We start from the raw sequence: 12,575 nt of genomic DNA on the forward strand, positions 1-12,575 counted from the left end.
TCTCCTATTCCTAATTCATCGCCTCTTCTAATCTGACAGATACGAGTTTGGACACGCCAGATTCCTGCATCGTTACACCATATAATACATCTGCCTCTTCCATTGTACCATTTCGGTGTGTAATAACGATAAATTGTGTCTCCTCTCGATATGTTTTTAAATATTGACTAAAACGAATAACGTTCGCTTCATCTAATGCAGCATCGACCTCATCCAAAATGACAAACGGAACTGGTCGTGTACGTAAAATGGCAAATAACAATGCAATGGCAGTTAATGCACGTTCTCCACCAGACAATAAGTCTAATGATTGTAATTTCTTCCCTGGTGGTTGTGCTACAATATCGATCCCTGTCATAAGCATATTTTCTGGATCTGTTAACGTAAGAGAGGCTCGTCCCCCACCAAAAAGTTGTGTGAAAACATTCATAAATGCCTGTTGAATATCGAAAAACACCGTTTCAAAACGCTCTGTCATTTCTTTATCCATCTCTTTAATAACCGTGTACAATGTTTCTTTCGCATCTATTAAATCTGCTTGTTGCTCCGCTAAAAATTCATACCTTGTTTTTATTCGTTCATATTCTTCAATCGCACCTAAGTTCACTGTACCTAATGATTGAATCGCACGTTTGATTTCTTTTACGCGTCGCTCCGCTTGTTCCATATCTTCGACGAAATCAAAATGTTCTTTTGCATATTCATATGTCATTACATATTCTGTTTGTAAAAATTGCAAACGATTTTCTAACGTGACATCTAAACGGTTAGCTTGCACTTCTAATTGTTGAATCGTTTTAACTGCTTTTTGATGCACCAAATCTAGACCACGAATTTCTCTTTGTTCATCCTGAATCCATTCATACTGTTCGGTTCTATTTTTCCGACTTTCTTCAATCTCATTTGCTAACGTTTCTAAATCATTTTTAGTCGTTTTTATTTCTTTTTCGATTAAATTCGTATCTTCAGACAACTGCTCAACTTGTTCCATTTCATGTAAAGAAACAACTATATTGTCTAACGTTTTTTCTATCTCTGCCAACTCGGTTTGATGATGACGTTGACGTTCTAGAAAATGATGATGTCGTTCTTTTAATTCAATTTCTGTTTTTTCCAATTCATGAACCGTATCTTCCGTCGTTTTAGCCGCTTCCTCTAATGTCTGTAATTCTTGTGTATATTGGTCAATACGCTGTTCTGTTTCAGTAATTTTATTAGAAACGACTAACAATCTTTCTGTCGTCTCTTTATATTTGTTTAATAACGCCTCTTTCTCTTCAGTATATTGCTTCATATACAATTCATAGCTAATCAACTGATCTTCTGTTTGCGCAACTTTGACATTCAAATCATTTAACTGTAGTTGAATTTGTTCATAGGAATCGTCCAATTTTTGTTGTTCTTCTGTTATTTTTTTCAATTCAGCAACTTGATATTCTAATTCATGTTTCACTTCAGACATATTTTCTAAAAATTTTTGTTTTCTATTTGTAAATTGAACTAATTTCTCTTCTAGAGATTTCAACTCTTTTTCACGTGTAAATAAAGATACATTCTGTTGCTTTTTCGCTCCACCTGACATGGAACCACCTGGATACACAACATCTCCGTCCAACGTAACAATTCTAAAACGTCGGTTTGTTTTCGCTGCAATCGTCGTTGCACTCTTTAAATCTTTCGTCACGATTGCATTACCCATTAAATGATCGACAACGATTCGATAAGGATCATGTACTTTCACTAAATTTGACGCAATCCCAATATAACCTTCTTCTGTTTCTATTTTTTGGATAATTGTAGCAGGGATGCCTCTTTTTTCAATAGAACCTAACGGAAGAAAAGTCGCTCGACCTTTATTTTCCTTTTTTAACCATTGAATAATATTACGTGCAACTGTATCTGTTTTTACAACGACATGTTGTGCTTGTGCACCTAAAATCGTATCTATTGCCGTCATATAGGTCGTCGGTACATCCATTAAATCGATGACAACCCCTTCGATCGAATCGATTTTCCCTTTTTGTGCCGCTTGTAAAATTTCTTTCACTCCGTAAAAATAACCTTGAAAATTATTTTTCATTTCCTCTAACATTTCTTTACGAGAGGCAATCGTCGCGATACGTTCATTTCCTTCATAAAGTTTTCGTTGCATATCATCATAAGTCAATTCTAATCGCCGTTTCGTTTCATTTATTTGTGCAATACGTTGTTCATTTTTATCCACTGCTACCTTTTTCTCTTGTAAAGCTTGTTGAAGTGCTGTTTCAGCTTCATTATTTTTCTTTCTTTGGTCAATATATTGTTTGGATGACGTTTGCTGTGTCGCTATCCGTTGTTCCACTTGTTCAAGTTGGTGAGTAATAGAGCTTTCTTCATTACGCAATGCAGCTTGTTCATTCAATGCATCAATATATTCTGATTTCAAATGTTCAATTGCATCTTTCTTTGTGTCTGTCGCTTGTTTATTATCTGTTTGTAATGAAGCCATTTTTTGTCGTATATCTTTAAGTGATTCATTCACTTCATTAATATACATTTGTTCTTCTTCTATACGCTTCTGTGTATGTGAACGTTTTTCTTCTTGTATCTTTTTTTCTTCTTTTAATTTCTTTCTATTTTCCGAAACATGTTTCACTCGTTCATGAAGCACGCTTTTTTTTCCTTCTAACTGTTCGATTCGTTCTGTCTTCATTAATTGCTTTTCTTGTAAAATGTCTAATTTACTTTCTAATGATTCCAATTGTTCACGTACTTCAACCAGCTTGGATTCACGTTGTTGAATCGTTGTTTTCTGTTGTAACTCATCATTTTTTTCTTGTTCTATTTGCTTCAACAGTATTTGCCATTCTTCGTGTAAACCATGAATTTCTGTTACTAATAATGATACTTCCACTTCACGTAATGTTTCTTTTTTCTCATTATAAATATGTGCCTTTTCTGCTTGTTCTTTTAAAGGTTCTATTTGGTCTTTCATTTCGTACATGATATCTTCTACACGTGCTAAATTTTGTGAAGTTTCCTCTAATTTCACTTCGGCTTTTTGTTTTCGTTGTTTATATTTTAGGACTCCTGCCGCTTCTTCAAAAATTGCACGACGATCTTCTGCTTTGGAACTTAAAATTTCATCAATTTTTCCTTGGCCAATAATAGAAAAAGATTCACGCCCTAGGCCTGTATCCATAAATAAATCGACAATATCTTTTAAACGGCATGGTTGTTTATTCACATAAAACTCACTATCTCCTGAACGATAAACACGCCTCGTAATACTTACTTCATTATATTCTATCGGTAATGCTTTCTTTTCATTATTTAAAACTAATGTTACTTCTGCAAAGTTTAATGCCTTCCTCGAATCACTACCTTGGAAAATAATATCTTCCATCTTACTTCCACGTAATGATTTCGCCGATTGTTCTCCTAATACCCAACGGACAGCATCGATAACATTACTTTTCCCACTACCATTTGGCCCAACAACCGCCGTAATTCCAGGCACAAATTCAACCGTTGTTCGATCCGCAAATGATTTAAATCCTACCGTTTCAATTCGTTTTAAAAACATAGACCTACTCCTCATTTAAATGAATCTACTATTCATTTTTTCGTCCTAGTTGTGTTATCTTACATAACATTGTAAACTAAAAGTTACATATTTTATATAAAATGTTGGGGGAACTGTACATGAATTTAAATGAAGCGTCACAAGAGAACTTAAAGTTTTTATTAGAACAACTTAGTGAACGACTCGGTGTTGCCAATCGAGCCCTTTTTGATGATGAAGATTATGATTTAGAACGGTATGATCACTTAAAATTCCTTTACGATCATGTTGTACAAACAGGAAAATTAAGTCCTCAAGAGACGGCAGCATTTGTAGATGAGTTACGTTCTGTCCGAAAAGATTCATAAACGATAAAAGGCAATCATGACACATGGTTCGCCTTTTATTTTTGTTTAAACCTCTCTAACATACTTTTTGCCGCATTTTGTTCTGCTTCTTTTTTTGTTTTACCAATCCCAATTGTTTTATTTTTTCCATTGACAAGCAATTGCGCTTTAAATTGTTTGGCATGTGAAGGCCCTTTCTCATCAACAATACAATACTCAATTTTACTCCCTTTTTCTTTTTGCACAATTTCCTGTAGTTGTGTTTTATAATCCATCCCATGTGAAAAAGCATCAGCTGTTATATGTGGAAATATATACTTCTCTAAAAATCGTTGGCAGCTAGCCATTCCTTGATCTAAATATAATGCTCCTAAAAAAGCTTCAAACACATCTGCAAGCAATGCTTGACGATGTCTTCCACCAGTGCGCTCTTCTCCTTTTCCAAGCAAAATATATTTATGTAATTTTAAAATATTTGCAAAATAATATAACGATTCTTCACAAACAATATTTGCTCGAAGTTTTGTCATTTCTCCTTCTTTCATCTTCGTATATTTTTTAAACAAAAAATCTGAAACAGCTAATTCCAATACAGCATCACCTAAAAATTCTAATCGTTCATTATCTGTTAAACGCTTTTGTTGATGCTCATTCACATACGATGAATGGGTAAATGCTTGAGTTAATAATGCATCGTCATCAAATTGTATCGATAATTCCTTTTTTATTTGTTCCATATTCACTGTCACCCCTCCTTTATGCTTTGATAAAACGAAACAGGTTGAGACATAAGTAATTACAAAAAGTCCTAAGTTACTTCGTCTCAACCTATTAAGTTCGAACATGTAACGCCCTTTATGTATGTAAATAAGGACTGTTCATACATTATTGGTTGTTTGCAATATATGAAACCGCATCTCCAACTGTGTTAATCTTTTCAGCTTCTTCATCTGCAATTTCAATGTCAAATTCATCTTCAAGTTCCATTACTAATTCAACAACGTCTAATGAGTCCGCATCTAAATCATCTCTGAAAGAGGCTTCCATAGTTACATCTGCTTCATCAACATCAAGTTGTTCAACGATAATTTCTTTTACCTTTTCGAATACTTCTGTCATCCCTTTCACCTCCCTCCAATAGTATATTGTAAATGACGAAAAATTACTACCCTTACATAACCATTCCACCATCTACATGAATCGTTTGTCCAGTAATATATTTGGATTGATCAGATGCTAAAAATGTGACAACATTTGCAATATCTTCAGGTTCGCCTAATTTTTCTAAAGGAATGGTCGCTAACATTGCTTCCTTCTGTTCTTCCGTTAATACATCTGTCATATCCGTCGTTATAAATCCTGGAGCGATTGCATTTACTAAAATATTACGCGAAGCTAATTCTTTAGCAGTCGATTTCGTTAATCCAATCATCCCTGCTTTTGCGGCAACATAGTTCGCTTGTCCCGGATTACCACTTACTCCTACTATCGATGCAATATTAATAATACGTCCTTCTTTTTGTTTCATCATTTGACGTGTTACTGCTTTTGTACATAAAAATGCACCTTTTAAATTCGTTTCAATAACATCATCAAAGTCTTCCACTTTCATCCGCATTAATAAATTATCGCGGGTAATACCAGCATTATTTACTAGAATATGCAATGCACCGAAAGTTTTTGTTACTTCTTTTACCATCGCTTTTACATCATCTTCATTTGCTACATTTGCCTTTATTTTTATAGCTTCTACACCTAATGCTTTTAGTTCTTGCACAACTTCTTCTGCTTTATCCTCACTACCTGCATAGTTTACAGCAATATTCGCACCTTGTTTCGCTAATTCTAATGCAATAGCACGACCGATTCCACGAGAAGACCCTGTTACTAATGCTATTTTCCCTTGTAACATTTATGCTTCCTCCCTATACCATTCTAAAAACTTTTCAAAAGATGCAACATCTTGAATGGCAAACGTCTTTGTTTTACGGTTAATTTTTCGAACAAGTCCACACAATACTTTACCAGTACCTACTTCCACAAATGCATCCACATCTTCTTTTAACATATTTTCAATGGATTGCTCAAATCGGACTGGTGAATATAATTGTTTTAATAATAACTGTTTCACTTCTTCACTTTGCGTAACAGGTTCTGCTGTAACGTTCGCATATACCGGCATATTTGCCTCTGTAATGGTTACTGCATCTAAATGTTTAGCAAATTCTTCATTCGCCGGTTGCATTAATTTAGAATGGAATGGTCCACTTACATTTAAAGGAATCACACGTTTTGCACCTTTTTCCTTTAATAATTCACTTGCTTCATCCACCCCTTGTTTCGAACCTGAAATAACGATTTGACCGGGGCAATTTAAATTAGCAATATCGACGATTTCATCTTCTGTCACTTCTTCTAATACGGTTGCGATTTCTTCCTCTGACATACCTAATACAGCCGCCATCGTACCTTTTCCTTTAGGAAATGCTTTTTCCATTAAGTTCCCACGTGTTTTCACTAATGGTAATGCTTCTTCTAGCGATATTGCACCAGCTGCAACAAGTGCACTATACTCTCCTAAACTATGCCCAACAGCCATTGTCGGTTGAATATTCTCTTTTGCTAACAGTGCATAAACAGCAATACTATTTAATAATAAAGCTGGTTGAGCATTTTCTGTTTCTGTTAATGTTTCTACAGGTCCTTGAAACATTAATTCTGTTATATTTGTATGTAAAATATCATTTGCCTTGTCATAAATTTGTTTCACTTCATCAAATGTGTCATATAATTCCTGTCCCATCCCTACTGCTTGTGACCCTTGGCCAGGAAACATTACTGCAATCTTTTTCATTTTTTACTCCCCCTCGTCTACTTGCAATGTTGCAATTGTTTCACTAATTGTTTTTACCATATTTTGTTCTACCATCTCACATGCTTGTATAATCGTATGGTAGATTGCTCGTTCATTTGAAGAACCATGCGATTTTATAACCGGTGCCGCTAAACCAAATAACGATGCCCCACCATACTCTGGATAATCCAAAGCTTCTTTTAATTTTGATAAGTCTTTTTTTATGAATCCTGCAGCTAATTTTGTCTTTAGGGATGATGTTAATGTCCCTTTTAACAACTTCATCACATGAAGCGCCGTTCCTTCAATTGATTTTAATGTAACGTTTCCACTAAAACCATCTGTCACGATCACATCCGCAACTCCATCTAATAAATCACGCGCTTCCACATTTCCAATAAAATTAATTGGTGCCTCTGATAAAAGCTCGTATGCTTTCTTTGTAAGAGAGTTCCCTTTACCAGTTTCCGTTCCAACATTTAATAATGCGACACGTGGATGTTTAATATGGCGAACTTTTTCACAATAAATCGAGCCCATCACACCATATTGTAATAGATTTTTAGGTGTTGCATCTACGTTTGCTCCTGCATCTAACAATAAAAAGCCACGTTGGTCAATCGTTGGAAGTGTTGGACTTAATGCAGGACGTTCAATTCCTTTTATTCGACCAACTCCAAATAAGCCAGCTACGACGAGGGCACCCGTATTGCCCGCAGATATACAAGCATCTGCACGTTCTTCTTTTACTTCATTCGCCATTAATACGACAGAAGCTTGTTTTTTACGACGAACAGCACGAATAGGTTCGTCATCTGCTTCTATCATTTCTTCTGTATGGATAATGTTAATTCGCTCCTCATCCGTTAAAAATGAACGGATTTTAGCTTCGTCTCCAATCAATGTTATTTCTAAATCTTGTTTATCTTTTATCGCTGCCATTGCACCTTCTACGATTACTTTTGGTGCATGATCTCCACCCATAGCATCTAATGCTAGCTTCATGATTTAACCACCTTTTCCTTCGGTTTCGAACGATACATATGAAATATTCCTGAAAATACTAATTCATGTTTCACATAACTATGTACGACGACAATCGTAATTCCATTTTCTTGCACTTCTTTTACATTTGCTTTTGCAACAACTTGTTCACCAAGTTTCACTTGTCTCTTAAACGTTATTTCAGATTTTGTCGTTAGTGCTAGTTCATCATTAATTAAAGCGACAGCTAAAGAATTTGCTTGAGCAAATAAATGATGTCCCCTAGCAATTTTATTTCGTGAAAAAACTTGTTCTTTTTGAATTGTCATTGTAGAAATCGCGCGTTCATCTAATTCTAAATCAATGACATCCCCAATAATTTCCTCTACTTGTAACGCACGAACTGTCTCATTCCATTGGTTTGTTGCTACGGATTTTATTCGCTCCCTCAGTTCAGGGATAGATAATTCTAAACGATCTAATCGAATTGTTTGTATACTTACATGAAAATAATTTGCTAACTCTTCATCCGTAATAAATGGTGTCGCTTCTATTTTTTCGACTAATTGTTTTTGACGCTCCGCCTTTTTCAATTTCATCTAGACCACATCCATCTACCGTAATTAAGACTAGGTACTAATAGTAATATATATGATGACGTATAATAATGCAAGAAACTTTTTTTAATCAAATTGCTTGATATCGATTTGTTTTTCCACTACATTTCGCATCGTTTCATACTCCTTATTTTCAAACAGTAAATTATGACGAATAATTTTTTGTGCATCATTTCTTGCCACTTCTAACGCTTTATAATCATGCACAATATCAGCCACTTTAAACTCTGGTAATCCACTCTGTTTTTTCCCAAAAAAGTCTCCGGGTCCACGCAGTTTTAAATCTTCTTCTGATAATTTGAACCCATCATTCGTTTCCGTCATAATTTTCATTCTTTCTTGACCAACTTCGCCTTTGGGATCTGCAATTAAAATACAATAACTTTGTTTGTCTCCCCGGCCAACACGTCCACGCAATTGATGCAACTGTGATAAACCAAAACGTTCTGCATCATAAATAACCATAACGGTTGAATTCGGTACGTTCACACCAACTTCAATCACGGTTGTCGCAACTAATATTTGAATATCATTTGCTAAAAATTGCTTCATGATGAACTCTTTTTCATCATTTTTCATTTTCCCGTGTAATAACCCAATATTTATATGTGCAGGATAGTATGTTTGTAACTGCTCATACAAAGCAACAGCATTCTGATAATCTAAAGCTTCTGATTCTTCAATAAGTGGTGAAACGATATACGCTTGCTCCCCTTGATCAATTTTCTTTTGGATAAATGTTAATACACGATCTAACATATCTTCCTTTACCCAATATGTTTCAATTTCTTTTCTTCCTTTTGGTAATTGCTGAATAACAGATACGTCCATATCTCCAAATGCCGTAATCGCTAATGTTCTTGGAATAGGCGTTGCTGTCATAAATAAAACGTCCGGTTGTAAACCTTTTTCCCGCAATGTCCTTCTTTGCTCTACACCGAATCGATGTTGCTCATCAATAATAACTAACCCTAAGGAATGAAACATAACTTCTTCTTGAATTAACGAATGTGTACCAATGACGATATCGACGTCATTTTGTGCAATATTTTCTAAAACAGTGGTACGTTTTTTCCCTTTAATGGAACTTGTTAACAGAGCAACACGTACATTCGGTAATAAGCCTTGAATCGATTCATAATGTTGTTCCGCTAAAATTTCTGTTGGAACCATTAGTGCGCCTTGAAATCCTGCTGTCACAGTAGCTAATAAGCTAATCGCAGCAACAACCGTTTTCCCTGATCCAACATCCCCTTGGAGCAAACGGTTCATTTGCATCGGCATTGTCATATCTTTTAAAATTTCTTCCAAAGCAGTTACCTGTGCATCTGTTAATATAAATGGTAAGGTTTTCATAAACTGTTCTAGTTGTTCTCGGTCTATTTGTTGTGCTACCCCACCAACTTCGAGCTGATTACGATGTTTTAAATAATTCATCTTCAACTGGAATAAAAGAAACTCTTCATAAACAAGCCTTCTTCTCGCATGTTTTAAAGCATTTTTATTTTCTGGAAAATGTAACGTATAAATCGCTTGCTGAATGGACGGTAATTTATATGTTTCTAAATAAGATTTAGGTAAGATCTCCTTCACTTCTTGTACATAATTTTCGACTGCTTGTGTAATAAATCCTTTTAATCTTGCCTGTTTTATATTCCCTTTAACAGAGTAAATGGCCTGAATCGATACTTCATCACTTGGCTCTCCAACTTTATAATGGTTTACCGTAATTTGTAACCGATGTGCATCCCATTTTCCAGTTAACGTAACAACTGTTCCTTGGGATAATTGTTTTTTTGCAAAAGCTCGATTAAACATGACTACATTCACTGCAAATTGCTCTACTTGAACATTAAAAGACAACCGTGATTTTTTACGACCAAAATAAGTGACAGTCGGGTCATGCAAAACCGTACCTACTATTGTCACCGTATCGTCATGAACTAATTGTGATAACGGTTTTACTTCTGCTATATTGTATCGATATGGAAAGTAATATAATATATCTTCAATTGTATGTAAGTCCATTAAGGCTAGGTCTTCTTTTACCTTCTCACCTACCCCTTTCAATATATCAACAGATTGTTCTAACAAACTATATTCACTCTTTCTATCTATAAATATGATTTCATTATATCGTAAATTAGTCTTTTTACTTATGACATTTTGAGCTTCATCATTAATATAAACATTGTACTACCACGTAATCTCAAACTTAGTCTTCCTTTATTATAGCAAGTGAAAATATAATATGATATAAAAAACTTGAAATTACATATGAAAAACAAAACGGACAAACATTAACATTGGAGTCGTGTTGTCGTTCAAAAAAAGAGGGAAATCGATGTCTTTCATCATATTATGCAACAAAAAAAGCATATACAAGGGACGTCTGTACAATATTCCACTGACGTACCTTGTATATGCTATTCTATTATTCGTATGTCGTGCATTCTATCAAAATACTATTATTCTACCATGAAAATGTACGCATAGATTGGTTGATTTCCTTCATGTATTTCAATTTCCACTTCGTCAAACATCTCTTCTACAAAAGCTTCCATCTTTTCTACTTCATCCTCTGTAACATTTTCACCGTAAAACAGCGTAATTAATTCGTCTTCCTCCTCATCAACAATCTCTTCTAACAACGCTTGAATCGTATCAAGTGAAGTATCTTTTGTTACTTTAATTGTATCATCATTTAGGCCGATATATGCACCTTGTTTAATTTCCATATTATTAATGACCGTATCTCTCGTTGCATACGTAACAGATCCTGTTTTAATATCTTGCATCGCCTCTAACATTACCTGTTCATTTTCTTCGTTAGAAAGAGATTCGTCATATACTACTAATGCACTAATGCCTTCTGGTATCGATTTTGTCGGAATAATCGTAATCGATTTATCGGAAATTTCTTTTGCTTGATTTGCTGCTAAAATAATATTTTTATTGTTCGGTAAAATAAAGGTATGTGCTGCATTCGTTTTTTCAATTGCTGCTAACACATCTTCTGTACTTGGATTCATCGTTTGTCCACCTTCGATGATCGTCGTAGCACCGATACTATCAAATGTTTGTGTTATACCTTTCCCAAACGCAACCGTTATAATACCAACATCAATTGGATCCTTCACTTCTGCTTTCTCTTGTTCGACAATATGTTCATATTGTTTACGCATATTCTCAATATCAATACGATCTAGTTCCCCATATTTTTGTGCAATCGACATAACCTCTCCTGGCGTTTCAGAGTGAATATGTACTTTCACAATGTCGTCTGTCGTAGCAACAAGTAAAGAGTCACCATACTGTGCTAATGTATCACGGAATTCATTTTCATCAAATGAGTCAGACGTAATTTCCACGAAAAATTCCGTACAATAGCCTTTTTCAATCGAGTCTTTACTAATAAGAGACTGTACAAAATGATCATGTTCTTCTTTGATTAATGCTTCTACATCCATTTCAGACTCTGGCAATACTTCTCCTTTTAACATGGCTAAGAATCCTTCATATACTGTAACGAGCCCTTTACCACCCGAGTCTACTACACCAACTTCTTTTAATACTGGTAACAGTTCTGGTGTATGATCTAAAGAACGGTTTGCCTCTTTAATTATTGCTTCCATAAATGGAACGAATGCTTCTTCGGTCTCTGCATGTACTAGCGCAAACTTTGCAGTATCCTTCGCTACGGTTAAAATGGTCCCTTCAACCGGATTTGCTACTGCCTTATATGCTACATCAACTCCTGCTTGTAATCCCTCTGCAAATTGTTTCGTATTAATTGTTTCTGTTTGTTCTAATGCAGCACAAAAACCTCGGAAAAGTTGCGATAAAATAACGCCCGAATTCCCACGTGCTCCCATTAATAATCCTTTTGAAAATGCTTTTAAAACTGATTCCATTGATGGCGATGCTTCTAGTTGTTGAATAGATTGAACTGCTGCATGCATCGATAAGTTCATATTTGTTCCTGTATCCCCATCTGGTACCGGGAAAACATTCAATTTATTAATCATCTCTTTATTATTCGATAAATTTCTTGCTCCCATTTGAATCATCTGTATGAGAATGGAGCTATTCAGTAATTTCATTTTTCTTAACCCTCTCCTAAATATATGTAAACGACTTATTAAAATCCACTTCTTACATTGTACATATTTTTTATCATAAGTGAAATAATTCATCTTTACAAGTGACAATTTTTCCTATACTATTTA

General features: G+C 34.9%; 10 protein-coding genes. 1 reads left to right on the forward strand and 9 read right to left on the reverse strand.

All coding sequences use genetic code 11. The features are described 5' to 3' along the window. Nucleotides 1–10: 10 nt before the first annotated feature. Complete coding sequence (gene smc / locus WKT09_RS03375) at nucleotides 11–3,565, reverse strand: chromosome segregation protein SMC (protein WP_340414686.1); 3,555 nt, start codon at nucleotides 3,563–3,565, stop codon at nucleotides 11–13. Between the two features lie 119 nt (nucleotides 3,566–3,684). Here smc and WKT09_RS03380 point away from each other — a divergent pair, with 119 nt between their 5' ends. Continuing rightward, nucleotides 3,685–3,912 (forward strand): DUF1128 domain-containing protein, encoded by a 228-nt coding sequence (locus WKT09_RS03380; RefSeq protein WP_340414687.1) that lies wholly within the window; start codon nucleotides 3,685–3,687, stop codon nucleotides 3,910–3,912. 35 nt (nucleotides 3,913–3,947) lie between these two features. Here WKT09_RS03380 and rnc read toward each other — a convergent pair whose 3' ends face one another. The 8 genes from rnc to WKT09_RS03420 form a co-directional block, all read right to left on the reverse strand. After that, nucleotides 3,948–4,634 carry a ribonuclease III gene (gene rnc / locus WKT09_RS03385; RefSeq protein WP_340414688.1) on the reverse strand — a complete coding sequence of 229 codons (687 nt, stop codon included), beginning with the start codon at nucleotides 4,632–4,634 and terminating at the stop codon, nucleotides 3,948–3,950. A gap of 142 nt (nucleotides 4,635–4,776) precedes the next feature. Then, nucleotides 4,777–5,010 carry an acyl carrier protein gene (gene acpP / locus WKT09_RS03390; protein ID WP_336265763.1) on the reverse strand — a complete coding sequence of 78 codons (234 nt, stop codon included), beginning with the start codon at nucleotides 5,008–5,010 and terminating at the stop codon, nucleotides 4,777–4,779. A gap of 52 nt (nucleotides 5,011–5,062) precedes the next feature. Further along, complete coding sequence (gene fabG, locus WKT09_RS03395) at nucleotides 5,063–5,803, reverse strand: 3-oxoacyl-[acyl-carrier-protein] reductase (RefSeq protein ID WP_340414689.1); 741 nt, start codon at nucleotides 5,801–5,803, stop codon at nucleotides 5,063–5,065. After that, nucleotides 5,804–6,745 (reverse strand): ACP S-malonyltransferase, encoded by a 942-nt coding sequence (gene fabD / locus WKT09_RS03400; protein ID WP_340414690.1) that lies wholly within the window; start codon nucleotides 6,743–6,745, stop codon nucleotides 5,804–5,806. A gap of 3 nt (nucleotides 6,746–6,748) precedes the next feature. Beyond that, nucleotides 6,749–7,750 carry a phosphate acyltransferase PlsX gene (gene plsX, locus WKT09_RS03405; protein ID WP_340414691.1) on the reverse strand — a complete coding sequence of 334 codons (1,002 nt, stop codon included), beginning with the start codon at nucleotides 7,748–7,750 and terminating at the stop codon, nucleotides 6,749–6,751. Then, the gene (fapR, locus tag WKT09_RS03410) at nucleotides 7,747–8,328 is read right to left on the reverse strand and encodes a transcription factor FapR (protein ID WP_340414692.1); all 582 of its coding nucleotides are present in this window, start codon (nucleotides 8,326–8,328) and stop codon (nucleotides 7,747–7,749) included. The genes plsX and fapR overlap by 4 nt, the downstream gene beginning before the upstream one ends. 84 nt (nucleotides 8,329–8,412) lie before the next feature. Further along, nucleotides 8,413–10,530 carry an ATP-dependent DNA helicase RecG gene (gene recG / locus WKT09_RS03415; RefSeq protein WP_340414700.1) on the reverse strand — a complete coding sequence of 706 codons (2,118 nt, stop codon included), beginning with the start codon at nucleotides 10,528–10,530 and terminating at the stop codon, nucleotides 8,413–8,415. Nucleotides 10,531–10,814: 284 nt separating this feature from the next. Further along, the gene (locus WKT09_RS03420) at nucleotides 10,815–12,449 is read right to left on the reverse strand and encodes a DAK2 domain-containing protein (protein ID WP_340414693.1); all 1,635 of its coding nucleotides are present in this window, start codon (nucleotides 12,447–12,449) and stop codon (nucleotides 10,815–10,817) included. Between the last annotated feature and the right edge of the window lie 126 nt (nucleotides 12,450–12,575).

The sequence above is a fragment of the Pseudogracilibacillus sp. ICA-222130 genome (genome assembly GCF_037892545.1).
GTDB lineage: Bacteria > Bacillota > Bacilli > Bacillales > Amphibacillaceae > Pseudogracilibacillus.